Annotated in this window: 24 protein-coding genes; 13 read left to right on the forward strand and 11 right to left on the reverse strand. The window is 67.7% G+C overall.

What is annotated here, in order from left to right:
• The first annotated feature begins 40 nt into the window (after nt 1–40).
• On the forward strand, nt 41–412 hold the full coding sequence (locus A6E15_RS04990; protein ID WP_066297088.1) for a 30S ribosomal protein S8e: 372 nt from the start codon (nt 41–43) through the stop codon (nt 410–412).
• 156 nt (nt 413–568) lie between these two features.
• Here the strand turns inward: A6E15_RS04990 and A6E15_RS04995 are convergent, their stop codons facing one another.
• The 4 genes from A6E15_RS04995 to A6E15_RS05010 form a co-directional block, all read right to left on the reverse strand.
• Nucleotides 569–1,564 carry a phosphate uptake regulator PhoU gene (locus A6E15_RS04995; protein ID WP_076144298.1) on the reverse strand — a complete coding sequence of 332 codons (996 nt, stop codon included), beginning with the start codon at nt 1,562–1,564 and terminating at the stop codon, nt 569–571.
• A gap of 206 nt (nt 1,565–1,770) precedes the next feature.
• Nucleotides 1,771–1,998 carry a DUF7511 domain-containing protein gene (locus A6E15_RS05000; protein WP_076144300.1) on the reverse strand — a complete coding sequence of 76 codons (228 nt, stop codon included), beginning with the start codon at nt 1,996–1,998 and terminating at the stop codon, nt 1,771–1,773.
• Nucleotides 1,999–2,179: 181 nt separating this feature from the next.
• A complete protein-coding gene (gene ppk1 / locus A6E15_RS05005; RefSeq protein ID WP_076144303.1) occupies nt 2,180–4,624 on the reverse strand; it encodes a polyphosphate kinase 1 in 2,445 nt (814 codons plus the stop codon).
• An 11-nt stretch (nt 4,625–4,635) separates the two neighbouring features.
• On the reverse strand, nt 4,636–5,331 hold the full coding sequence (locus A6E15_RS05010) for a metallophosphoesterase family protein (RefSeq protein WP_076144305.1): 696 nt from the start codon (nt 5,329–5,331) through the stop codon (nt 4,636–4,638).
• Nucleotides 5,332–5,483: 152 nt separating this feature from the next.
• Here A6E15_RS05010 and A6E15_RS05015 point away from each other — a divergent pair, with 152 nt between their 5' ends.
• Nucleotides 5,484–6,149, forward strand: a complete 666-nt coding sequence (locus A6E15_RS05015; RefSeq protein ID WP_076144308.1) for a 2,5-diamino-6-(ribosylamino)-4(3H)-pyrimidinone 5'-phosphate reductase — start codon at nt 5,484–5,486, stop codon at nt 6,147–6,149.
• A 1-nt stretch (nt 6,150) separates the two neighbouring features.
• Here A6E15_RS05015 and A6E15_RS05020 read toward each other — a convergent pair whose 3' ends face one another.
• A complete protein-coding gene (locus tag A6E15_RS05020; protein WP_076144311.1) occupies nt 6,151–6,921 on the reverse strand; it encodes an enoyl-CoA hydratase/isomerase family protein in 771 nt (256 codons plus the stop codon).
• 133 nt (nt 6,922–7,054) lie between these two features.
• On the opposite strand from A6E15_RS05020, the gene msrA reads away from it, so the two are divergent.
• Entirely contained in the window at nt 7,055–7,585 is a 531-nt protein-coding gene (gene msrA, locus A6E15_RS05025; protein ID WP_076144314.1) for a peptide-methionine (S)-S-oxide reductase MsrA, read from the forward strand.
• A 28-nt stretch (nt 7,586–7,613) separates the two neighbouring features.
• Here msrA and A6E15_RS21655 read toward each other — a convergent pair whose 3' ends face one another.
• Nucleotides 7,614–7,745 (reverse strand): hypothetical protein, encoded by a 132-nt coding sequence (locus A6E15_RS21655; protein ID WP_277612882.1) that lies wholly within the window; start codon nt 7,743–7,745, stop codon nt 7,614–7,616.
• A gap of 638 nt (nt 7,746–8,383) precedes the next feature.
• On the opposite strand from A6E15_RS21655, the gene A6E15_RS05030 reads away from it, so the two are divergent.
• Nucleotides 8,384–9,604 (forward strand): FAD-dependent oxidoreductase, encoded by a 1,221-nt coding sequence (locus A6E15_RS05030; RefSeq protein WP_076144317.1) that lies wholly within the window; start codon nt 8,384–8,386, stop codon nt 9,602–9,604.
• A gap of 23 nt (nt 9,605–9,627) precedes the next feature.
• Here the strand turns inward: A6E15_RS05030 and A6E15_RS05035 are convergent, their stop codons facing one another.
• Nucleotides 9,628–9,987, reverse strand: a complete 360-nt coding sequence (locus A6E15_RS05035) for a winged helix-turn-helix domain-containing protein (protein WP_076144320.1) — start codon at nt 9,985–9,987, stop codon at nt 9,628–9,630.
• A 110-nt stretch (nt 9,988–10,097) separates the two neighbouring features.
• Here A6E15_RS05035 and A6E15_RS05040 point away from each other — a divergent pair, with 110 nt between their 5' ends.
• From A6E15_RS05040 to A6E15_RS05055, 4 genes are all read left to right on the forward strand, one after another.
• Nucleotides 10,098–10,787 carry a cob(I)yrinic acid a,c-diamide adenosyltransferase gene (locus A6E15_RS05040; protein ID WP_076144321.1) on the forward strand — a complete coding sequence of 230 codons (690 nt, stop codon included), beginning with the start codon at nt 10,098–10,100 and terminating at the stop codon, nt 10,785–10,787.
• 85 nt (nt 10,788–10,872) lie between these two features.
• The gene (locus A6E15_RS05045) at nt 10,873–11,628 is read left to right on the forward strand and encodes an ABC transporter ATP-binding protein (RefSeq protein WP_076144324.1); all 756 of its coding nucleotides are present in this window, start codon (nt 10,873–10,875) and stop codon (nt 11,626–11,628) included.
• Nucleotides 11,625–13,106, forward strand: a complete 1,482-nt coding sequence (locus tag A6E15_RS05050) for a hypothetical protein (protein ID WP_076144326.1) — start codon at nt 11,625–11,627, stop codon at nt 13,104–13,106. The genes A6E15_RS05045 and A6E15_RS05050 overlap by 4 nt, the downstream gene beginning before the upstream one ends.
• A 108-nt stretch (nt 13,107–13,214) precedes the next feature.
• Nucleotides 13,215–14,813: a cobyric acid synthase gene (locus A6E15_RS05055; protein ID WP_076144329.1), complete on the forward strand. Its 1,599-nt coding sequence runs from the start codon at nt 13,215–13,217 to the stop codon at nt 14,811–14,813.
• 673 nt (nt 14,814–15,486) lie between these two features.
• Here A6E15_RS05055 and A6E15_RS05060 read toward each other — a convergent pair.
• The gene (locus tag A6E15_RS05060; protein WP_006179649.1) at nt 15,487–15,876 is read right to left on the reverse strand and encodes a ribbon-helix-helix domain-containing protein; all 390 of its coding nucleotides are present in this window, start codon (nt 15,874–15,876) and stop codon (nt 15,487–15,489) included.
• A gap of 175 nt (nt 15,877–16,051) precedes the next feature.
• On the opposite strand from A6E15_RS05060, the gene A6E15_RS05065 reads away from it, so the two are divergent.
• The 5 genes from A6E15_RS05065 (at nt 16,052) to A6E15_RS05085 (ending at nt 20,984) form a co-directional block, all read left to right on the forward strand.
• Nucleotides 16,052–16,771, forward strand: coding sequence for a hypothetical protein (locus A6E15_RS05065; RefSeq protein ID WP_076144331.1), 720 nt, complete (start codon nt 16,052–16,054; stop codon nt 16,769–16,771).
• Nucleotides 16,772–16,822: 51 nt separating this feature from the next.
• Nucleotides 16,823–17,074 carry an MTH865 family protein gene (locus A6E15_RS05070; RefSeq protein ID WP_076144334.1) on the forward strand — a complete coding sequence of 84 codons (252 nt, stop codon included), beginning with the start codon at nt 16,823–16,825 and terminating at the stop codon, nt 17,072–17,074.
• Nucleotides 17,075–17,305: 231 nt separating this feature from the next.
• Nucleotides 17,306–19,411, forward strand: coding sequence for a bacterio-opsin activator domain-containing protein (locus tag A6E15_RS05075; RefSeq protein ID WP_076144335.1), 2,106 nt, complete (start codon nt 17,306–17,308; stop codon nt 19,409–19,411).
• A gap of 457 nt (nt 19,412–19,868) precedes the next feature.
• The gene (locus tag A6E15_RS05080; RefSeq protein ID WP_076144337.1) at nt 19,869–20,156 is read left to right on the forward strand and encodes a hypothetical protein; all 288 of its coding nucleotides are present in this window, start codon (nt 19,869–19,871) and stop codon (nt 20,154–20,156) included.
• A gap of 54 nt (nt 20,157–20,210) precedes the next feature.
• Nucleotides 20,211–20,984, forward strand: a complete 774-nt coding sequence (locus tag A6E15_RS05085) for a peptidase M10A and M12B matrixin and adamalysin (RefSeq protein WP_076144339.1) — start codon at nt 20,211–20,213, stop codon at nt 20,982–20,984.
• A 151-nt stretch (nt 20,985–21,135) separates the two neighbouring features.
• On the opposite strand, the gene A6E15_RS05090 is transcribed toward A6E15_RS05085, so the two are convergent.
• From A6E15_RS05090 to A6E15_RS05100, 3 genes are all read right to left on the reverse strand, one after another.
• Nucleotides 21,136–21,483, reverse strand: coding sequence for a winged helix-turn-helix domain-containing protein (locus A6E15_RS05090; RefSeq protein WP_076144341.1), 348 nt, complete (start codon nt 21,481–21,483; stop codon nt 21,136–21,138).
• Between the two features lie 176 nt (nt 21,484–21,659).
• Nucleotides 21,660–22,499 (reverse strand): trehalose-phosphatase, encoded by an 840-nt coding sequence (otsB, locus tag A6E15_RS05095; RefSeq protein WP_076144343.1) that lies wholly within the window; start codon nt 22,497–22,499, stop codon nt 21,660–21,662.
• Between the two features lie 3 nt (nt 22,500–22,502).
• Entirely contained in the window at nt 22,503–24,191 is a 1,689-nt protein-coding gene (locus A6E15_RS05100) for an alpha,alpha-trehalose-phosphate synthase (UDP-forming) (protein WP_076144345.1), read from the reverse strand.
• Between the last annotated feature and the right edge of the window lie 121 nt (nt 24,192–24,312).

Genomic DNA, 24,312 nt, shown 5'->3' on the forward strand with positions numbered 1-24,312 from the left:
TCTCGTTGCATATAAATACGCGCCGGGGCTGGGTACGTGTATGCAGGATCAGGGACGCTCTACGCGCAAGCGAACCGGCGGTCGACTGAAGAACGTTCGAAAGCGCCGGAAGAACGAACTCGGTCGACTGCCGACCGAGACGCAGGTCGGCGAACCGCGGTTCCGCACCGTCGACGCCCGCGGAAACGAGACGAAGACCCGCGCGCTGGCGACCAACGTCGCGAGCGTCAACGAGGGCGACGAGACGGTCTCGGCCGAGATCGAAGACGTCGTCGAGAACGACGCCAACCCGAACTACGTCCGCCGAAACATCATCACGAAAGGCGCCGTCATCGAGACGAGCGAGGGTCGTGCCCGCGTTACCTCCCGTCCCGGCCAGACCGGTCAGGTCAACGCCGTCCTCCTCGAGTAACGCCCGTTGATTCTTCCGTCGCTGGCAGCGCGGCCAGCCGCGGCTCTCCGTTTCGCACGACGAGCGCGGATCGGACGTCCCCGATCTCGGGGTGCCGGACCGGCGTGATCTCTCCTTCCAGTCGAGCGCGCCGACCCGAGGTCGCCCGCGGGTCGCTCAGGGCCGCGGGGCGGCCTTCTGCAGCGCCGTCTCCGCGATGTTGCCGCCGTAGTCGGCGCTCCGCGAGAGCGAGTCGACGATCAGCCCCAGCGACTGGGCCTGTGCGGGCTCGAGATCGCGCAACATGTCGTCGATTCTGCGGGTGTATTCGTCGATCTCGAAGACGGCCTCGAGCGCCGCGTGGCCGAGGCGGTTTGCCTCCTCGGTCTCGTCGGCGAACAGCGCGTCGGTCGACTGTTCGAAGACCGACGCGGCCTCGGCGTGGAGCCCGTGGACGGCATCGGCGACGTCGGCCGGGAGGTCGTCGAGTTTGAGCGCGATGTCGCTGATCTTGACGGCGTGGTCGGCGATCCGCTCGAGTTGCCGAGCCGTCGAGTGAAAGTCGAAGCAATCCTCCCGGGAGACGCCGAGTTCCTCGACGGCACGCGGCGAACGCAACGTTGCGCGGAAGATCCGCGAGACGACCAGCCAGAGCCGGTCGACGTCGTCGTCGCGCTCGATCACGTCCTCGGCGATCGCGTCGTCGTTCTCGATCAGGGCCGTCACCGCGTCCTCGAGCATCGATTGGGCGATCAAGCGCATGCGCGTGACGGCGTTAACGATCGAGAGTTCCGAGGAGTCGAGCAGGTCCTGAATGACCACGCTATCGCTGGTCTCCTCTAAGACCTCGACGCCGACGAGCCGCTGGGTCGCGCCCCTGATCGCGCTTCGTTGCTCGGTCGTGATCCGACCGGCCTCGAGAGAGATGACGTCGAAGCCGCTGACGTACATCGTCATCACGGCCCGCGTGAGCTGTTCGCCCTCGAGGCCGGAGACGTCGAGGGTACCCTCCTGCCGGCGCGTCTCGCGTTCCGGCGTGAGGAGGAGTTCGTCGCCTTCGGGATAGAACTCGACGGTCGTCCCGCTGCTGACACCGTTGTCGGTCGCCCACGTTTTCGGGAGCGAAACGGTATACGTCGACCCACCGGTCACCTGGACCTTGCGCGTCTCCATACGGGTGGCTTTCGATCACAACAATATAAATCCACTAGACTATAGAGAGAGTCGATTTCGATAATAGCGCCGTAGTAGCCTGATTTTTGGCGTTTTAGGTATCGAGCCGTCAGTAATGGTCTATCGAAAATAGTTACCAAACATAGTACTATATAGTATTCTCGGAAACGGCTCGAATCGATCACGGGGCCGCGAGACGGTCGCCGTCAGCGCGCGTCCGAGAGGTCGACGAACGCGTCCACGTCCGCCGACAGCCACGTGGTCAACTGGTCGTCGGCCGGACACTCGCGCGGGGTGATCGTACATCTGTCCGGCCGGCCCTCGTACCGGACGACGATCGACTCGAGGGCGGCCGTCTCGGTCGCGTACTGCGTCGCCGTCGAGAGCCGTTGCCGCGTCGAACGATCGCCGTAACCACCGGTTGAGCCGTTCATGGTCGGGATGGAACGCGTATCGGATCCTGCCGACGGAACGTACAAAGCCGCTGCTAGTTGTGCTATTGAGAGATCCGTACGGCCCCGAACCGATCGGTATCGGTGGCTGCGGGCCGCTCCGCTGGCGAAACTCGCTCCGGGAACCCAAAGGGGAACCGTCGGCCGGCGGTCGACCCGCCGTTCAGTCGCCGAGATCGGTTCGCCGATCCCTATCTGCGTCGTGTATCGTCGATCGCATGAACGTCTCGTGGGCGTCGGTCGTCGAGCCCTCGGCGGATCGACAGCGGTCGTAGGTGCCGTCCGAACGCATTACCCACCTGTTCCGATCGTCGGCGAGCAGCGTCTCGAGGATCGTCTCGAGTCGCCCCTGGAGCCGCGGATCCTCGATCGGTGCCACCGCCTCGACCCGGTTGTCGAGGTTGCGGGTCATCCAGTCGGCCGACCCGATGTAGTAGCGGTCCTCGCCGCCGGCTCGGAAGTAGAAGATCCGCGAGTGTTCGAGAAAGCGACCGACGACGCTGTAGACGTCGATCGTCTCGCTGATCCCCTCGAGCCCGGGCCGGAGCCGACAGATGTCACGGACGAGCAGGTCGATGTCGACGCCGGCCATCGAGGCTTCGTAGAGTTCCCGGACGAGTTCGGGATCCTCGAGGCGGTTCATCTTGGCGACGATCCGCGCTTCCTCGCCGTTGCGGGCTCGTTCGGTTTCGGCCCGGATCAGTTCGGTGAACCGATCGCGCATGTTCCCCGGCGCGATCAGCAGGTCCCGGTAGTCCCGGTGCATCGAGTGGCCGGTGAAGTAGTTGAACAGCCTGACGAGGTCCTGTCCGATGTCCCGGTCGGCGGTCAGCAGCCCCAGGTCCTCGTAGCTCTTGGCCGTCTCGGAGTGGTAGTTGCCGGTCCCGACGTGGGAATAGAGCCGGACGCCGTCGTCCTCCTCGCGGACGACCAGCGAGGTCTTGGTGTGAGTCTTGTACCCGATCGTCCCGTAGGCGACGTGGATCCCCTCCTCCTCGAGTTTCTTTGCCCACTCGAGGTTGTTCTCCTCGTCGAAGCGGGCCTTCAACTCGACCATGACCGCGACCTGCTTGCCGTTGTGGGCGGCCTCGATCAGGCTCTCGATGACCCGCGAATCGCTGGCGGTCCGGTAGATCGCCGCCTTGATCGCCAGCACGTCGGGATCGTTGGCCGCGGCCTCGAGGAATCGCTGGACGGTCCCCTCGAAGGAGTGGTAGGGATGATGGACGAGGACGTCGCGCTCGCTGATCGCGTCGAAGACGTTCGTCGCGTCGTCACACCGCCCCAGCCGGGGGTGAGGCTGTGGCGACCACTCGGGGAGTTTCAGGTCCGGCCGATCGAGGTCGGTCAGATCCGCGAAGTCCCGGTAGTCGAGCGGCCCGTCGAGTTCGAACACCTCCCGCTCGTCGAGTTCGAGTTCCCGCGTGAGGATCTCGCGGACCTTCCGTGGGGCGTCGGGTTCGATCTCGAGGCGGACGGCGGTGGCGAAGCGTCGCTCCTCGATGACCTCCTCGATCCTCTCGATCAGGTCCTCGGCGACCTCCTCGTTGCGCCGGACCTCGGCGTTGCGGGTCACGCGAAACAGGGCGGTGTCGACCACCTCGACGTCCGGGAAGAGCAGTTCGAGGTTCGCCCGGACGACGTCCTCGAGGAGGACGTACCGCCGCTCGTCGCCGAGTTGGACGAACCGGAGCTGGTTGCGCGGGATCTTCACCCGGGAGAAGGTCAGCTCCGCGCCGGGTCGTTCCCGCGTCAGCACCGCCAGCGAGAGGCTCTGGTTCGAGATGAACGGGAACGGATGGGCCGGATCGAACGTCAGCGGGGTCAGCGTCGGCAGCACCGAACTCTCGAAGTACTCGCGAACCGTCCCGCGTTCGACCGCGGTCAGGTCGTCGTAGTCGACGACGGCGATGCCCGCATCGGCCAGCGCAGGGCGGATCTCCTCGCGGTAACACTCGCTCTGGCGCTCGAGCAGCGGCCGGGCCGCCTCGAGGACGGCGTCCCACTGCTCGCGGGGCGTGCGGCCGTCGGGCGTCTCCTCGGTGACGCCGGCCGCGATCCCCTGTTTCAAGCCGCCGACGCGCTTGCGGAAGAACTCGTCGAGGTTTCGCGTGACGATCGAGCAGAATTTCACGCGCTCTAACAGCGGGTTGTCGTCGTCGAGGACCTCGTGGAGGACCCGCCGCTGAAAGGCGAGTTCGCCGAGTTCGCGGTTCAGGTAGTAGTCGGGGTCCGAGAGGTCGACATCGGCGACGTCGGACGACGGGTCGGTCTCCTCGGTCACGGGACCGAGCCCGTCGACGCCGGTCGGGCCGTCACCGGTCTCCTCGGGGAGACCCGGCGTAGCAGCGTTGCCGTCGTCGGTCTCGTCCGGTCCCGTATTCGGCGTCTCGTCGTCGGAACCGGTAGCCGCGGTCTCGTCACCGCCGTCGTCGGTTTCCGCGTCGTCGGCCCTCGAGCCGGTCGCGTCCGAGGTGGCCACGCCGTCCTCGTCGAGCATCGATCGGAACGCGAACGCGGAGTCGTCGGCGGTCGACTGGTCGTCTGCCCGTTCCCCCGGGGTCGTTCCACCCCGTTCGTCGTCGGCTGTCGCGTCTCGTTCGTTCATCCCGAAAATCCCTAGCGACTGTCGTCCGGTGTGACGATCTTCTCGGCCGACCGCTCGACGTGGTCGGGGCCGTCGACGCTGACGAATCGCTCGTTCCCGACGTCGTACGCCGTGAGACTGCCGCCGTAGACACACCCCGTGTCGAGTCCCACCGCCCACTCCCGTTCGATCGGCGTCTCGAGGACGGTGTGGCCGAAGAAGACCCGCGGCGGCCCCTCGTAGGCGTCGAACCAGAAGGGGCCGTCGTAGCCGTCGCCCTCGGGCGAGCGCATCGTCAACACGTCGTCGCGGGTCTGGGTCGCCAGCGAGCGAGTCGGGTCCACTCCGCCGTGGACGACGAGACCGCCGTCCCACGAGATCGCCGTCGGCAGCGACTCCAGATACTGATAGTCGACTGGTCTCAGGGACGGCAGGGAGGACGATCCCTCGATGAGCTTTCGCTCGTTGTTGCCCCGAACGGAGAGCAGTCGCGGCGACCGTCGGACCCGATCGAGGACGGCCTCGCTGTCGGGCCCCTTTCGGACCAGATCGCCGACGAACACGGCGAGGTCGTTCCCCCCGAGGTCCAGACGCTCGAGCAGCGCATCGAGCGCGTCCGGACAGCCGTGAACGTCGCCGACGACGTAGACGTCGTCGCGGTTCTCGAGGTCGATGTGGCGGTGGTCGAACGATACCGCGTCGTCGGACGGGGTGGTAGCGGTCGTCACGCGTAGTGTCCGACTCGTCCAGCGAAGCCGGATAAGTCGTTTATATGTTGGGTATGCGATGCTATATAGCGGCGCATAGTCGGACCGAGCGGCGGCTCGGAGGGCGGCCACGAGACGGGGGCTTTCTTTACCGTCGTCCCCGCAGCAAGGGTATGCACGTCGTGGTCAACGCCGCAATGAGCGCCGACGGCAAACTCTCCTCGCGACGCCGGGAGCAACTCGCGGTCAGCGGCGACGAGGACTTCGCCCGCGTCGATCGGGTCCGGGCCGAAAGCGACGCCGTCCTCGTCGGCGTCGGGACCGTCCTCGCGGACGATCCGCACCTGACGGTCAAAGACGAGCGGCTGCGCGAGCGACGGCTCGAGCGGGGCGATCCGGAAAATCCCGCGCGGGTCGTGGTCGACTCGAGCGGCCGAACGCCGACCGACGCGGCCGTTCTCGACGACGCGGCGACGACGTACTGCTGTCTGAGCGAGGCCGCCCCCGTCGATCGCCGCGCGGAACTCGCCGACGCCGCCGAACTGGTCACCGCGGGCGAGGACCGGGTCGACCTCCTGCGCGCGTTCGCGGCGCTTCAGGAGGCGGGCCTCGAGCGGGTCATGGTCGAGGGCGGCGGCGAACTCATTTTCTCGCTGTTCGAAGCCGGGCTGGTCGACGAGCTCCGGACGTTCGTCGGCCCGACGATTATCGGCGGTCGCGACGCGCCCACGCTGGCCGACGGCGAGGGGTTCGTCGCCGACTTCCCCGAACTCGCGCTCACAGCCGCCGACCGGCTCGACGAGGGCGTGTTGCTCACCTGGCGCGTCGCGGAGCGTTAGCTCAGTCGAAGTCGGGCTGGCGATCCTCGACGAACGCCGCCATCCCCTCGCGCTGGTCCGGCGTCCCGAAGAGGCTCGCGAAGGCCCGCTTTTCGTAGGTGAGACCGCTTTCCTGTGAGCCCTCGTAGCCCTGATTGAGCGCCGCTTTTGCGGTTCGCATCGCGAAGGCCGGTTTCGCGGCGAGCCGATCGGCCAGTTCGCCGACGACCGTCTCGAGTTCGTCGTCCGCCACGACCTCGCCGAACAGTCCCGCCTCGGCGGCCGACTCGGCGTCGAGGCGTTCGCCGAGGAAGATCATCCGGCGGGCGGTCTCGTCGCCGACCAGCCTCGGCAGCCGCTGGGTTGCCCCCCAGCCGGGGATGATCCCCAGATCGATCTCGGTATTGCCGATCAGCGCCGACTCGCCAGCCACGCGGAGATCGCAGGCCAGCGCCATCTCACAGCCGCCGCCGAACGCGTAGCCGTTGACCGCCGCGATCGTCGGCGCGGGAAAGGCCTCGAGCGCGTCGGCGACGTCGTGGCCGAGTTCGCCCCACTCCTGTGCCGCCTCGGGATCGAGATCCCGCATGTATTTGATGTCCGCGCCGGCGATGAACGCGTCGCCGGCCCCCGTCAGGACGAGCGCCCGTGCGCCCTCGTCGGCCGCGTCTTCGATCGCCTCACCCATCGCCGTCAGCGTCTCGACGTTCAGGGCGTTCAACGCGTCCGGTCGGTCGACGGTCAGCGTCGCGACCGCGCCGTCCCACTCGAGGTCGACTGTGTCCCAGGACATACCCCGGCGTTCGTCGGCCACCGGCAAATCCCTTGGCACGCGGTTCGGATCGCGAGACGAGCGCCGGCCGGGTGGCCGGGGGCCGCACGAACCCACCCGTCACACCTTTCCTCGGTCGCGTCCTACTGGGGGTATGGAACGAGCTACGTTCGGCGGCGGCTGTTTCTGGTGTACCGAAGCGGCGATGAAGGAACTCGAGGGCGTCGCGTCGGTGACCTCGGGCTACGCCGGCGGCCACGTCGAGGACCCCTCCTATCGGGAGGTCTGTTCCGGCAACACCGGCCACGCCGAGGTCGTCCAGGTCGAGTACGACCCCGACGCGATCGCGTACGACGAACTGCTCGAGGTCTTTTTCGCCACGCACGACCCGACCCAGCTCAACCGACAGGGGCCCGACGTGGGAACGCAGTACCGCTCGATCGTCCTCGCTCACGACGACGAGCAGCAACGGCAGGCCGAGGCCTACATCGAGGCCCTCGACGCCGAGTACGACGACGACGTGGTAACCGAACTCGAGCCCCTCGAGACGTTCTACCGCGCCGAGGAGAAACACCAGAACTACTTCGAGAAGAACCCCACCGACGCCTACTGCCAGATGCACGCGGCCCCGAAAGTCGAGAAAGTCCGCGAGCGGTTCGAGGAGAAAATCGCGCCGAACCAGTAGCGGGGTCGCTCGAGTCGGGACCGGCAGTTCATTCCTCGCGTTCCTCGGCGAGGTGTTCCCAGATTTCGGTACACCCCGCACCGACCTCGACGTCCTCGAGGTGGCCGTCGTCTCGGTCGGACCCCTCGTCCGGAGTATCGGACTCCGAAGCGTCGCTCATTCCCGGGACACCTCCGATCGCGGGCCCGACGTGACCGCGGCCGGTCCGGTTTGCAAAGCGGATGCGGCCGCGGCTCGGGAACCCAGTGTTTTCGTCACGTCTGCTGTCATGGACCCGGGTTAGGCGGTCCCACGCATAAAGACGAGTTCCCGAGCAAGCGATACCTCGGCTCGGGCGTTTCGGAAACTACTGCCGCTATCTCCGTCGAAAGAAGGTGGAGTGCTGCGGGGAGCAACCGGCCACAGCGGCGGTGAGGCCATCGGCTGTGTCGATCGACGCGTCATCGCGATCGATCGCTGCGATCGTCTCGAGAGCGATAGCCGAGCCACGTCACTGCCGGTCACGCCGCGATCCGAACCCGGTGTAGCGAGACCCCGGCGGGATGAGTTCCGCGGTAACAGTGTCCGGTCTCGGAACACGTTCGAAAGTCGATATCGTGGCCGCCGGCACCGATAAACAGACCGGCAACGCAACTCCGATCACTCATCTCCACCACCCGGTAGCAGCGTCATCGTTGTCGAGTCGGCGACGCTCCCGTCGCCGCGCTCGAGACACGACAGCGAGCCACGACCCGCTCGTTCGTCGGATCCCGACTCGATCGGAGAAAGCTACGTCAGTCTGGCCGCCGTCGGTCGAGTATGGAGCGACCCACAGTCCTCGTAATCGGCGGCGGCGCGACCGGGGCGGGAATCGCGAGAGACCTCGCGCGCAGGGGCGTCGACGTCACGCTCGTCGAGCGCGACGGGCTCGCATCGGGCACCTCGGGGCGGTCGCACGGCCTGTTACACAGCGGCGCGCGCTACGCCGAGGCCGACGGCCCCGAGGCCCGGGCGTGTCTCGAGGAGAACCGGACCGTCCGCCGGATCGCGGGCGCGTGCGTCCGGGACACCGGCGGCCTCTTCGTGGAACTCGAAGCCGACGATCCGGCCTATTTCGATGCCAAGCGAGCGGCCTGTGAGGACGTCGGCATCCCGACTCGCGTCGTCGACGGCGCGGCCGCCCGCGAGGCGGTCCCGGATCTCGCGGCCGACGTCGACCGCGCGATGGAAGTCCCCGACGGGGTCGTCGTACCGTCGAGACTGGTCGCGGCGAACGCGGTCGACGCCCGCGACCACGGCGCGCGAATCCGGACTCACGCCCCGGTGATATCGATGACTGTCGAGGACGGCCGGATCGCGACCGTCACGCTCGGCGGCGACGCCGATGCGACCCTCCGCCGCCCGGACTACGTCGTGAACGCGACCGGACCCTACGCCGCTCGGGTCGCGGCGATGGCCGGCGCCGACGTCGAGATGCGACCGACTCGCGGGGTCATGGTCTCGGTGGAATACCCGGGTCTCGAGCCCGTTCTCAACCGGTGTCGCGAGCCGGCCGACGGGGACATCGTCGTCCCCCACGACGGCGAGGTCGTCCTCGGGACGACGAGCGTGGCGGTCGACGATCCGGACGACTACGAGCGGGGCGACTGGGAGATCGCGGAGACGGTTCGGGAGTGTGCGGCGATGCTCCCGCCGGTGGCCGACGCCGACCGGGTCCGGACGTGGTGGGGCGTCCGCCCGCTGTACGAACCCGACGAAGCCGCGCGGGGCGGTCGGGGAATCTCGCGGGGGTTTCGCCTGCTCGATCACGCCGACGAGGGCGTCGAGAACTGCTGTAGCATCGTCGGCGGGAAGCTGACGACCTATCGGCGGATGGCCGAGGCGACCGCGGACCGCGTCTGCGAGCGACTCGGGGTCGAGACGGAGTGTTCCACCGCGGACGAGCGACTGCCGGCGGCGTCCGATCCCGAACGGCTCGACGGGTTCGTCCGGGAGTTCGACGGCCAGGGGCCGACGGACGCGGACCTCGTCGAAAGCTAACGCGGGGCGACCGAGCGAGAGCGTCAGTGGCTGCCCTGCAGGTCGGCCCAGATGTCGGCCCCCGAGGCGTGGTCGACGTCGACGCGCAACTCGTTGTCCTCGTCGAGCCCGATCCAGATCCGCTCGAGGTTGGCCACGTACCGGGACGTCCGGTGGCGGCCCTCGCGGACGCCGACGGCTTCCTCGGCGAGGCCGGCCTCGGTCAGGTACTCGAGTTTGCGGTAGGTCGTCGAGAGCGGACGCTCCGTCGCCTCGGCGATCTCCCCGACCGTCATCGGCTCCGCGAGGACCGCGATGATTTCACGGCAAGCGCCGTCGTCGAGCGCGGCGATCACGCGCTCGAGGCCGGGGGTCTCGTCGGACGCGGAGAACTCGAGGGACATCGGTGATCGCGGGTTGGGAGCGAGGACTCAAGACACATTTGGTTACACATGTCATGGGATCCGCCGGCGATGGAGCAACGTACATGTGGGCGCGGCCCGACCGCCCGCGTATGAGCAACGAGGAGCCAGTCGAGTCCGCGATCGAGAACACGCCCGGTCAGGGGCGGACGCCCGAACCGGAGCGGATCGAACCGGCCGCGCCCGAGGAGTTCGGCCGCGTGCAGGTCTGGTGGGGCGACGGGAAGGGAAAGACGACGGCGACGCTGGGGATGGGGATGCGCGCCGCCGGCCACGGCTACCGCGTCCACATGCTCCAGTTCATGAAAGGCGGGGCCTCGAGCGTCGACGCGGTTCGTGGCGAGTACAACGCCATCGCCGCCCTGCCGGGGTTCAGCTACGAGAACCTCGGCCACTACGGCTGGCACGGGATGGCCGACGGCAGCGACGAGGCCGACCACGAGGCCGAAGCGCAGGCCGGCCTCGAGCGCGCCCACGAACTGCTCGAGGCGGCCGAAGCGGCCGACCTCGCCGCCCCGATCGCTCTCGAGGCGGAGCCGGAGGCTGGGATGCACATGCTCATCCTCGACGAGGTCCTCTACGCCGCCGACCGGGAGCTGCTGTCCCGGGACGACGTGCTGGGGCTGATCGAGGCCACGCCCGACGACCTCGAACTCGTCCTCTCGGGGAGCCACACCGAGCCCGCGTATCTCACTGACAGCGTGGACCTGATCACGAACGTCCGCAAGGAGAAACACCCGATCGACGACGGCCAGCGAGCGCGACGAGGCACCGAGTTCTGAGCGCCGTGGCACGTGCGGTGATGACCTGTCACTATACCCCTACCAATACAATTATTATCAAATCCTCCAAACGGTTTCGCGTTCAATGGGTGCGATTCACGTTGCCGGACTCGCAAAGTCCTACGGTGCCGTCGACGCCGTGGACGGCATGGAGTTCACCGTCGAGCGGGGGGAACTGTACGGCTTTCTCGGGCCCAACGGTGCGGGCAAGACCACGACGATCCGAGTGTTGACCGGCCAGATCGAACCCGACTCGGGCACGGTCAGCGTCCTCGAGACCGATCCGACGGCGGAGCCGATCGAGACGCGCCGACGGGTCGGCATCCTCCCGGAACAGGAGTCGCCGCCGAGCTTTCTCACGCCGCGCGAGTACCTCGAGTTCGTCGGAGAGGTTCGGGACCTCGACGCGGACCGGGTCGCCGAGCGAACCGATAGCTGGGCCGAGCGACTCGGCTTCGAGAGCAAGCTCGACACGTTACACACCGACCTCTCCCGGGGCCAGCAACAGAAAGTGATGATCGCGCAGGCCTTCCTCCACGAGCCCGACGTGGTCTTCATCGACGAGCCGCTGGCGAACCTCGACCCGCTCGTTCAGGAGCAGGTCAAGCGCTTTCTCGTCTCCTACGCGGCCGGCGACAACGCCGTCTTCGTCTCCACGCACAACATCGACGTCGCCGAGGAGATCTGTACCCGCGTCGGCATCGTGGCCGACGGCCGGCTCGTCACCGAGGAGTCCGTGGCCGACGGCGAGGGCGGCGAGTCGCTGCTCGAGGTCTTCCTGGACCGCGTCGAGGGCGCGGACGCGCGAGACACGCCGACGCTCGAGCAGTTGGACGCATGACCGGCGAGACGACGGACCCTGCCGGCCCGACGGGGATAGACCAGTCCGGCACCGGCCTGTCGACTCGTCGGCTGCTCGCGATCCTCCTTCGCGAGGAGTGGCGCATGCACACCGAGCTGTTCGGCGGCTGGCGGTTCGCGCTCTTTCCGCTCGTGATCGCCGCCCTCGCGATCGGCGGCGCGGTCGCGCTCGTCGAGACCGGCACCGCGCCGGGAACGGTCGTTGTCGGCCTCCACGTCCTCGCGGCCGGCTTCGGCCTCTACAGCGGCACCGCGGGCTTTGCCGGCTCGGACATGCTCGAGAACGTCTTCGGCCGACTCTCGCTGTTGCTGTCCTCGTCGACGACGCTGCCGCTCTCGCGGCGGCGGTTGCTCGGGGCCTTCCTCCTGAAGGACGCGCTGTTCTACGGCGTCGCGTTCGTGTTGCCGATGGCGCTGGGTGGCGCGGTCGCCGAGGGTCTCTCCGCGACGACGCCGCTCTCGGTCGCCCTGTTCTGGGGATCGCTCTTTCTGGTCTTCGCCGTCGGGATGGCGACGACCGTCGCCGCGATCGCCGTCCGGACCCGGGGCGCGCCGCCGTGGAGTATCGGACTGGCGATCGGCCTCGCCGTCGTCGGCTCGTGGGCGCTCGAGGCGGGTGCGGTCCTCCGGCGCGTCCTCGTCCCGCTCGAGGGCACCGTCGCGACTGCGGGGGGGCTGGCCGCCGCGACCCTCCTCGTCGCGGCGGGCTCGCTCCTGCTGTACGACCCGACCTACGGCCGGCCCTCGCGGACCGCGACCGACCGGTTCGCCCGACTCAGTGCGGCCCTGCCCGTCGCCGATTCGCCCCTCGTGACGAAGTCGCTGCTCGATCTCGCCCGCTCCTCGGGCGGCGTCTGGAAGCCGTTCGTCTCGTCGACGATCCTGCTTGCGCTCGTGGCCGCCCTGGTCGGCGTCGTCGACTCGATCACCGGCGTCGCGCCCGCGCCGGGAATCTTCTTCGGCGGCGTCCTCGGACTCTCGGCCTTTACCACGTACAACTGGCTCACCCAGTTCGACTCCCTCGAGGCCTACCTCGCCTACCCCGTTTCGATCGCCGACGTCTTCCGAGCCAAGCGGACGGCGTTCGTCCTCGTCGGCGCGCCGACGGCCGCGGTCCCGTATCTCGCGGCCGTCGTCTGGTTCGACGCGACGCCCCTCGACGCCGTCGTCGGCGCGATACTGTTGGCCGGCTACGCGCTGTACTACTACGGGCTGACCGTCTCCATCGCCGGCTTCGACCCAAACGAGTTCCTCTTCGACGCCGTCCGGTTCGCGACGTTTACCGTCGGCGTCGCCGTCGCGCTCGTCCCGACGCTCGTGGCCGGCTTCGTCGTCGCCCCGCCGTCGCTCGAGGTGGCCGCGGCCCTCGGTCTGGGCGGGTTCGTTATGGGGACGGTAGGGATCGTCCTTTCGAGTCGCGCCGGGCCGCGCTGGGACGCGCGATACAGAACGGAGTAGCTGACGGGAGTCGCCAACCGATCCTATCGCTCCGGTCGCGGCGGCACCGGACGCCGAACGCGAACCGACAGGCCGATACTCCCGGCTTTCCGACTACCGCCAACGCGGATGACACGAACCCTTCTCGTCGCCGGCACCGCGAGCCACGTCGGCAAGTCGACGGTCGCGGCCGGCCTCTGTCGCCTGCTCGCCGACCGCGGAGTCGACGTCGCCCCCTTCAAGGGCCAGAACATGAGCAACAACGCCCGCGTCGTCGTGCGGCCGGACGCCGAGGGCGGGGACGGAACCGACGGCGGCTCGGCGAAGGGTGGCGACCGCTGGGGCGAGATCGGCGTTTCCCAGTTCGTCCAGGCTCGAGCGGCCCGAACGACCCCGACCACCGACTGCAACCCGGTCCTGCTCAAACCCCGCGGCGACGGCGAGAGCCAGCTGGTCCTGCAGGGGGAGGCCCACGACCACGTGCCGGCCGGCACCTACTACGAAGAGTACTGGACTCGCGCGCGCGAAGCCGCCGAGCGGTCGTACCGCAGGCTGGCGGCCGACAACGACGTGATCGTCGCCGAGGGCGCGGGCAGCATCGGCGAGATCAACCTCCACGATCGGGACCTCGCGAACGTCGAGACCGCCGACTTCGCCGACGCCGATATCCTCCTGCTGGTCGACATCGAACGCGGCGGGGCCTTCGCCAGCCTCTACGGCACGATCGAACTCGTCCCCGACGACCTCCGGGACCGCATCGTCGGCGCGCTCATCACGAAGTTCCGCGGGGACCCGTGCCTGCTCGAGCCCGGGATCGAGGAGATCGAATCCCGAACGGGCGTGCCGATCCTCGGGGTGGTGCCCTACGACGATCCCGGGCTCCCCGAGGAGGACAGCGTCGGCCTCCCCGGCAGCGAGGAACGGGGGGTCGTCGGCGACGACGACGGCGTGGCGGCCGACCGGCGACTCCGGATCGCTGTCCCGCGGCTCCCCCGCATCTCGAACGCGACCGACCTCGAGGCGCTGGCGGCGGAGCCGGGTGTCTCCGTCGTCTACCTTCCGGTCGACGAGAGCGGCGGTGGTCGGGATCCGCTCGCGGGCGTCGACGCCGACGCGGTCGTCCTCCCGGGGACGAAGAACACGGTCGACGACCTGCTGGCGCTGCACGCGGCCGGCTACGCCGACGCGCTCGCGGCCTTCGACGGCCCGATCGTCGGCCTCTGTGGCGGCTATCAGCTGGTAGGTGAGCGCATCACCAACGCCGCGCTCGAGGGGACCGGCGAGGACGACGTCGTCGAGGGACTGGGCCTGCTGCCGGTCGAGACCCGATTCGAGGGCGAGAAGCGCCTCGAGCGGACCGCGGTGCCCGTCGACGGGTCGGCGTCGCCGCTGCTCGCCGGGGCAGCGGGTCCCGCGACGGGCTACGAGATCCACGCGGGCCGGACGGAGGCGGTCGGCGACGTGACGCGGCCGCTCGGCGACTCGAGCGCGGCCCGCGGGCGCGTGCTGGGGACCTACCTGCACGGCCTGTTCGACAACGAGTCGATCCGAGCGGCGTTTCTCGATCACGTCGCCGAGACGGCCGGCGTCGACTGGCCGACGAACGGATCGGGTGGCCGATCACCGTCGGACGCCGATGAGACCGACACGACGCCGTACGATCGGGCGGCGCGGCTCGTCGCCGAGAACGTCGATCTGGCGGCGCTCGGCGAGCCGTTCGCCGAGTGAGCGGAGAAAACGTGGAGACTGGACAAACAATTGATAGTGCTGGAGACATCTATGAGGACAGTGTAGACGGTGAACAGGAAATAATTGATCGAATGATGTACTTAATTTAGTTTTAACTTCCCAAACTCATTCAACTCAACGATACATGGTGAAACCAAAGAATACAGCTAGAATATTGGATATTGCTTTATTATTTAGTATAGGCGTATATCTACTTGGGAAAACAGAGGTGGGGCAAACAAATATGGACGATCCGCTCGTCCTGTTAGACCTTTGGCTTATAACGCTTTTTACCGTAGCGGCTCACGTTCTCGTTTGGTATAATCGATGGACGAAATCCAACGATAAATATAGTAACCGCTGAAACGATTCACACACTGATCGCAGCGCCGTCGTGCGATCAGGTGTGCAATGACGTTCAGTGGCTACTACAGTATTCACCCGAATAGATTTCAATAACAGATATTATTTAAGAAGAGTTTCGGTCGTGTCGCAAAGCCGTCTCGAGTTTGCCGCTGCGAGTCGCGACGGCACCTTATTACAACAGTGATGCTGCGTTAGAATGGCGTGCGCCGAGTACACGTCGTTTAGAGCGCGTTAGAGATCGGCACTTCGAAATTTCAGATTGTCGACAACTCGAAACTCTAGATCGCTTTGAGACGGTCCCAAACACTTACGCCGACTCGTCGCGGTAGGTGCCGAGCAATTCCTCGAGGATGATACACTCCTGGTCGGTCTCGTCGTAGTGGGTGTCGATGAAGCGTTCCGCGGCCTCGTAGTTGCCCCGCAGCCCGTGTTTGCGGACGTTGATCACGGCGTCGAGGAAGAAGGTCCCGCCGTCGGCCCCGAGCGCTTCGGCGTGGTCGCGGTCGCTGATGTCGAGTTCGCCCTTGATCTCGTCGAAATTGAACGTCTTGACGTCGTGATCGTCGTTGATCAGGGTCAGGACGTACTCCGCGGAGAAGCGATAGAACTCGGACTTGCTCTCGAACATACCGTCGTCGACGAGCGCGTCGATCTCCTCGACCACGTCGTCGGGGTACCTGACGGTATCCTTCGCCATGGGGGAACACTCGTCCCCGCTGATTAATCACTGTTTCGAAAAATTATACTTCATCTGTTATTTCTGTCGTGGCCGGGGGCGGCACTCGAGGATGGACGTGGCCGGTTCCGGCCGCCGTATCGAGTCTCGAAACGGAACGAACGTTAAAGGGACCGGGACGGATCTACCCGAACGAGTGGGTGTAATTGACGTGTATCCCGGCGTTCTCCTCAGTTCCCTCCCGTGGTGGCTCGCGGCCCCGCTGATCCAGCTCGCGGTGCTGGTGTTCGGGATGGCACTCGACGAGACCTACGTCAACCGAACGACCGTCCTGACGGGCGCGCTCGCGGTTCACATCCACGGCTTCGTGGCCGGCGAAGTCGGCCTGCTCGTCGGACTCTACGCCGACCTCGGACTGGTCGTCGGTGCCTACGGCGTCTACGCCTACGTCGTCGACGCCTACGTCGGGGACGCCTTTCGGCTGGTCGCCTTTTTCGCGTACTCGCCGCTGTCGGTCTTTCTCGTCATCCTGACGGCCGGGCCGACGGTCGTCGGGATCGAACCGCTGTTTCTCCCGGCACTCGCCGTGGCGGCCTACGCGAACGTCCGGCTTCGGGCGGCGCTTCCCGCCGATCCCTACTACTTCGGCCCCGAGTCCGCCGAGGCGTTCGAGGCGGCCGTCGAGGCCGGTACCGAGTCCGCGACCGGCGGCGGAACGGCGGACGCGACCGACGGGGGAACCGACGCTCCGGCCGATACCCCCACAGCCGATACGGCTGGCCCGGGCGAGGCCGAACGGGCCGCGTCCGCCGAGCCTCGAGGCGAGGCCGAGCCGGACCGAGCCGCTGCGGAACCGACCGCGGCCGGCGAATCGACCGAGCGGGGGATCCTCCCCGAGTTCATGCGCCGGCTCTGATGGCGACCGCACCCGAGAGTTAATCCGTCCGCGGGACAACCACGACCTAACATGACGGCCGAAGCAGACCTCCGCGAACAGCTGATCGACGCGTTCGAGGGCGCTGACTATCCGGTTTCGGATCCCATGGTGTTGGTCCCGGCGCTTCCCAACGGCCCGAGTACGAGATTCGAGGCCGGGGAGTTCTCGATGACCGCGATGGAGCTGTACACCAAGACCGACGGCGGCGACTTTCCCTACGAGGGCGTCGAACCCCTCGTGGACGATCTAATCGATGCGTTACGGGAACGAGGCGAACTCTAATCGGCCACGAGACGCGCCGGGGTTCCGTTCGGTGGCGGGTTCGGTCGTGGCTCTCTCGGCTGGTCTTTCCGCTCGAGGCAGTCACCGGGCCTCGACTGCGGCGCATCCACGGCCGGTCGAGTTCACTTCGATCGACCGCGTTTGACCAGCAAGCTTTTATTTCACAGTCACGATAGCACAGAAAGGAGCGCGGCGGTAGCGGCTTCGGCGGACGCGACGGGGGAGATACGGATGACCACTGGATACTGTCAACGACCGATCGTCGTCGTGATCGACGCTCGAAGCGAACGGAGTCGCCTTCGACCGCGACTCGAGCAGGCGACCGACCGCGCCGTTCGAGCGGTGTCGACGGCCGACGATATCGGAACCGTCCTGGAGTCGCCGACCGAGCAGAGCGACCCCGAAACGGACGGCGGGGACGACTCGAGTCCGGCGACTGACGACGAATCGACGGCGACGGAGGGAACGTCCCTGACGCCGGCGGACGAAGCGGGGACGTCGCCACCGGGCGGGGTCGTCCTCGAACTGGACAGTCCCGGCGAGATCCAGACGCTGTTACAACGGGTCCACGCCGAGACGCCGGACGTGCCGACGGTCGTCGCCCCGGGGGACGGTAGCGAGCGACTCGCAACGGTGGCGCTTCGTGCCGGGGCGACCGACTACGTCCCGAGCGAACGCGACGAGGACCCGATCGACCGGATCGTCTCGACGATCCGGTCTCGGGACCGTGCGACGACGACGGACGAGCGCCATCACCGCATTCTCGCGAACGAACTGCCCGACGAGGCCTTCGTCATCGGTGAGGACGGGACCTATCTGGAAGCGAAAGTACGCTCGGAGTCGGCGGCCCTGTACAGGACGAGCCCCGACGAACTGCGCGGCAGCCGACTCGACGACGCCTTTTCGGACGAGGTCGCCGCGGAGTTACAGGATTGCCTCGATCGGGCCCTCCGAACGGCCGAGGTCCAATCCGTCGAGTACGACGCCGACACGACCGACGGTCGCCGGCGGTTCGAGGCCCGCGTCGTCCCGATCGGAGAGCGGATTCGGGGACGACGCGCCGTCGTCTGGCTCGCCCGGGACATCACCGAGCGGGTCGAACGCGAACGGCGGCTCCGATCGCGCCAGGACCAACTCGAGACGCTGAACCGGATCAACGCGGTGGTTCGGCAGGTGATCGAGACGCTGGTCGAGGCACCCGCCCGCGACGCCATCGAGCGCGAGGTCTGTACGCAACTCGTCGACTCGGAGCTGTACTGTGGCTCGTGGATCGCCGAGCACACCGGCGAGGGGCGGCTCGCCTATCGAACTGGTGCAGGCGAGGCCGACACGTACCTCGGCTGGATCAGCGACGGTACCGAGTACGCCACCGACCGGGATCGACCGGTCGCCAGAGCCGCCCGAACGGGCGAGATCCAGACGACGAACCACCTCCTCGACGACGAAGCGACGCCCGCGCCGCTTCGGGAGGCGGCCCGCGAGGACGACGTTCGGTCGGCGATCGCCGTCCCGATCACCCACGAAGACGCGACCTACGGGGTGTTGACGGTACTCGCCAGTCGGGACGACGCCTTCAGCGAACGCGAGCGAGCCGGGTTCCGACTGCTCGGCGAGACGATCGGCTTCACGATCATGGCCGTCAAGAACCGCCAGTTGTTGTTTGCCGACACCGTCGTCGAACTCGAGTTTCGCATCGACGACGGCGACACGCTCTCCTTCGATCTCTCCGAGGAGTACGACTGTACCTGTTCGCTCGAGTGGGCGGGGACGACCGCCAGCGGGCGAACCTTCCAGTACGTCACGATCGAGGGCCTCGACGGCGAGACGGTCCTCGAGGAAGCCGACTCCCACGACTCGGTCGAGGAGTGCCGACTCATCCACGACGGCGAGGACCAGTGTACGGTCGAGATCCGGCTCGCCAGATCGGGCGTTCGGACGCTTGTGAACCACGGCGCGACGATCTGCGACGTCGTCGTCGAGAACGGCGTGGGACGCTGTCTGGTCGAAGTCTCACAGGACGCCGACATCCGGGAGATCGCGGACGCGCTGACCGTCGTCTACGAGAACACCGAACTCGTCGCGAGGCGGGAGGTCGACCGGCCGGTACGGACGGCGGCCGAGCGTCGCGATCGGATCCTCGATAGGCTCACCGACCGACAGCTCACGACCTTGCGACTCGCCTACTACGGCGGCTTCTTCGACTGGCCCCGGGAGAGCACCGGCGAGGACATCGCCGAGGCGATGGATATCTCTCCGCCGACGATGCACCAGCACCTACGGAAGGGACTCAAGGGAATCCTCAGCGAGTTCTTCGAGGGCGGCGGCAGTACCGAGTGAGCATCGATCCGCCACTCGAGTGGAGATCGGCTCGCGCTCGAGACGGCGGAACACCTGGGGACATCGGCGTCGAGAGACGGGGCCGAGCAGTGACGGGCCGATCGTTCGCACCCGTTCGTTCCCGGACGCCAACGGAGCCGCGCGACGCCGCGCCCCGGCGCGGGAGGTAGTGTGTTTCGAACGGCATCGCGGTCGTGCGGTGACTCCGACTGACGCCGATCGAACGCGGGCACTCGACCCTGATACTGGTGTCCGCTGCGGTGATCGAGGCGGGGAGGGGACGCTACCGTGTCCCGGATCGACGTCCCGTATTCGCGCTCGAGTGATAGTCACGATCGTTTAACAGTCGCGTATATGAAGCCGAGCGGCGACGGGGCTGGCCCCGGTCGGATCGGGCGAGGATGTCGAGTTCCGTTTCCGGACGGCGGCTCGCGGCTCGAGTGGGGGTGATCGGTCCGTGGTAACCGCGCCGTGTAAAACCGTCTTCGCGGGATCGAACGGGCGGTACTACACCAACTGGCAGGTTCGAACCCGACTCCGATCCGGCGAGTGGGCGCTCTGTCTGCGCCAGCGAGGACCGGACAGACGACTGGTCGAAACCGCCGAGGACGCCTTGCTCTTGCTCCGGCCGGTCGAGCCGACCGCACTGCCGGCCGGGCTCGAGGTCAGAGTTAGCGGCCGCCGCGCTCGCGTGGTCGATACCCGACGACCCCCGGGAGGACGCGGTGTCACCGAGCGACTCTAATGCGTGGCCATGTTCACCCGCAGGAACTGAACGGCGCCCGCGGAAGTCGTCGTCGTGAAGCGCCGCGTGTTTCTGGGGACCGTCGGATCGGCCGCGTCGCTCGGCACGCTGGCGTATACGACTCGGTCCGACGACGACGCCCTCGCGGTCCGGATCTGGCTCTCCGAGCGGGCCGGTCGCTACGACGGGGTAGCCGATCGCGTCCGCGAGTTCCTCGCACGGACGCTCGCGCCCGAGCGTCGGCGCGTCGAGCCGACCGTGGGAGGCACAGTTGCGGTGTCGACCGAGGACGCCGCCCGCCTCACCAGTCGCGGTGAGTGGCCGCTGGCGCTCGCGGCGGGACGGCTCGGCCGCCGCGACATCGACCCCGTCTCGGGGGTCAACCTGTTGGTGACCGACGGGGGAATGCGGGACGCACCGACCGGCTACGGCGGTCCCCGCGTCGCGTCGGTCGGCGGCGCGCGACACATCGAACGGCTCGAGTCGGTCGACGACCTGCTCGGCGACGACTGGGTCGCCCCAGTTACGACGGCGGCGCGGACGATGCACGTGCTACTTCACGAAGTCGGGCACGCGCTCGGGCTAGCCCACCGCCACGGCGTCGCCGCTCGCTCGGGCGATACGGTCGTCGCGACGCCGATGCTGAGTTCCTACGCCTGGGCTCCGGACTTCGACCCCTCCCCGACGCGGTGTGGGGGCGCGATTCCGCAGACGGACGGTCTCGAACGACGGCTCGATTTCGCCTTTTCCGCGTGTGCCCGGCGCGAACTCGACGACGACGGACGGGACGGGGGCCGACCGGAGACGCGTCGCCAGGCCGGCGACTGACCGGCACCCGAACCGTCGACTGACCGACGCTCGAGTCGCGCCTGATCGGTCTGCGAGCCGGCGGCTACCCGGTTTGCGGGCTGCTCGAGCCGGGGGCTACGGAACCGTGGGTTGTTCGGTCGGTACGGAGCGGGTGCGCGGAGAACGAACGTTACTCACCGTCGTCGGCGTCGTCGCCCCCACGGACGAAACTCGCCCGGTCCCCTTCCCCGTCGGTGTCGGCGTTTGGCCCCTCGATCAGCGCCTCGAAGTCGTCGACCTCGTCGTACTGATCGCGATACACCACCGCCGCTTTCCCCGCCGACGTGATCTCGTAGAGCCCCGAGCGCTCGGCGGGGCCGATCTTCCGGACCAACCCGTAGTCCTCGAGGACCGGCAGTCTGGTGTTGATGTTCTTTCGACTCTTCCCCGTATGCGCCGCGAGGTTCGTCGCGACGTTTCGCCCCTCGTCCTCGAGCGCCTCGAGGACCAGGAAATCAGTTGGCTGTCGGAGTTTCACACTCGTTCACACTCGTCCACACTATGTTTCCAGTGGTAACTAATACTTTCCGCTCCCAACAACAAATTTCTGATTTGTATTGTTTTCGGAAATGTCGAACGGTCGAATAGGCGGCCGGATCGGCCCTCGCTGCCGAGCGGGAGCGGCGGCACGACCGTCGGCGGTTCGGGTCCGACTCAGGGCCGCCGCTCGAGGCCGGACGACACGCCGTCGGCGAGTCGGGCGAGCAACGACGCGACGCTCGCCGGCGACTCGACCCGACAGGAGGCAGCCGACGGGCCGTCGCCGCCGACCTGGATCCCGATCCCATCCGGTTCGACGGCACGAAACGCCGACTCGTCGGTGATGTCGTCCCCGACGTAGACGGCGGCCGTCCCCGGCGGCTCGTCGGCCGCGATCAACTCGACCGCGTTCCCCTTGCCCCACGGGATTGACGGCCCGATCTCGAGGATGCGCTTCCCGCGGGAGAGCTCGAGATCGCCGCCGTCGAACGCCTCGAAGACGGCGGTCGTGAGCCGACGGGCGACCGGGCGGGCGGCCGGCGGTACGGACCGGAAATGCACCGTCCCGGACAGGCGCTTGTTCTCGACCCGAACGTTCGGGATCGACGCGAGAGCGGTCTCGAAGACCGCACAGAGGCGCTCGATTCGGGCGGCCCGTTTTCGCGCGACGGGATGGACGGCGATCGATCCCCGTCGCGCGAGTTCGAGGCCGTGGTTGCCGGCGTAGATCGCCGGCCCGTCGATGCGATCGCGGACGTCCCGCAGCGCCCGGCCGCTGACGACCGCCGTCGTCACGGCCGGATGGGCGGCGAGCCTCGCGACGGCACGGCGGTTGTCTTCGGTCGGTCGGGCCGCGTCGGGCACCTCGACGATCGGCGCGAGCGTCCCGTCGAAATCGAGACAGACCAGCAATCGTTCGGCGTTCGCGAGCGTCTCTCGGACGGCCGGCAGTCGCTCCTCGAGCGGCCGGGGCGGGGACTCGGCAGCGGCGGTTCCGGACTCGGGGCCGTCCATTCGCTACACCGGCGGCGTGGGTTCCCGCGAATCGGAGTCGGTGTCCGAGTCCGCATCGGTCCGGTTCGGATCGCCGTGGAGCCGTCGGAACCAGTCGAACTGCGTGGCCATCCACGACTCGAGGTCGCCGGCGAACACGCGCTGGCGCAGCGTGTTCATTCGCCGCCGACGCTCGTAGCCCGGCATCGAGAGCGCCGCCTCGAGTTGGGCGGCGAACTCCTCGGTGTCGGTCGGGTCGATCGTCAGGGCGTGGGAGCCGAGCCGGTCGTGTGCGCCGGTCCGGTCGCTCAACACCAGCGCGTCGTCGCCGTCGACGCTGGCCGCGACGTACTCCTGTGCGACCAGGTTCATCCCGTCGACCAGCGGGCTGACGACCATCGCGTCCGCGCGCCGATAGAGCCCACAGATGTCGTCGGTCGAGAGGTAGTCTTCGGTGTAGGCGATCGGCCGCCAGTCGGCCGTCTCGAAGCGACGGTTGATCCGCTGGGCCTCGCTGCGGACGAGGTCGCCGTGGCGCTGATAGGTCTCGATGTCGGTCCGCGAGGGGGTCGCCTTCTGGAGGAAGGTAAACTCGCCGCGCCAGCCGGGATTTCGCTCGAAGAACCGCTCGATGGCCGCCAGCCGTTCGGGAATCCCCTTGGTGTAGTCGAGCCGGTCGAGGCCCAGCCCGAGCGTCGCGTCGGGCGCGATATCGTACTCCTCGAGCAGTTCGGCGAGGCGGTCGGCGTCGACCGAGCGCGCGTCGCGATCGTAGGCCTCGGCGTCGACCCCCATCGGCGTCGCGACGACGCGGGTCCGTCCCCCATCGTATCGTACGGTCCGACGGTCGTGGTCGACCGCCGCGGCCGGCAAGAACCGGTCGACGCACTCGAGGAACCGATCCGCGTACTGCTCGAGGTGAAAGCCCAGCAGGTCGTTGCCGAGCAGTCCCTCGAGGACGCGGCCGCCGGCGGGACACTGCCGAAACGTCGGCGGCGACGGCCACGGGATGTGCCAGAAGTGGGCGACGGTCGCACCGGCCGGCACGGACTCCCGGATCATCCGCGGTGCGAGCGCGAGGTGGTAGTCCTGCAGCCAGATCACGGAGTCGGCCGTCGCGTGGTCGGCGACCGCGTCGGCGAACCGCTCGTTGACCGTCCGGTACCACTCGAAGTCGTTCGATCGGTCCTCGATCAGGTCGGGAAAGCCGTGACAGAGCGGCCAGAGGACGCGATTGCTGAAGCCGTAGTAGTAGGAGTCGACGGCCTCCTCCGAGAGGTCGAGCCGGCGGAGGGTGTAGGCCTCCTCACCGGGCGGGACGGCGACGCAGTTTCGTTCGTCGGTCACGTCGAAGTCCGCCTCGCCGTCGCCCCAGGCGATCCACGTCCCGTCGGTCCGCTTGACGACTGGATCGAGCCCGGCGGTCAGCCCGCCGGTCGGCTCGTCGACCGTGATCGACCGGCCCCCCGCAGCCGCGCTCTGACGAGTACCGCCGTCGGTCCCGGTCGGCGGTTCCGCGCCGTCGCTTGCGGACTCGGTGTCGGACGCGGCCGCGTACTCGTGACGATACGGTTGCCGGTTCGAGACGACGATCAGCGAACCGGGACAGTTCGGCCCGTCGGTCGCGGACTCGTCGTCCGTTCGTCCCCGCCCGCCGGCCCGGCGCTGTCGATTCCGTACAGCCGTCGACGACAACCGCTCGGTAACTCGCATTCGCTGTAATCCCACAGCGCCCCGACGGGTTGCTTCGCGGCCTGCCATCGCTGGGGGGTTAATACGTTCCCGACGGCGTTCGCCCTCGAGTGACCGTCCATTCGTGGCGACGGTCCCGTCG

The sequence above is a fragment of the Natrinema saccharevitans genome, from assembly GCF_001953745.1.
Lineage (GTDB): Archaea > Halobacteriota > Halobacteria > Halobacteriales > Natrialbaceae > Natrinema > Natrinema saccharevitans.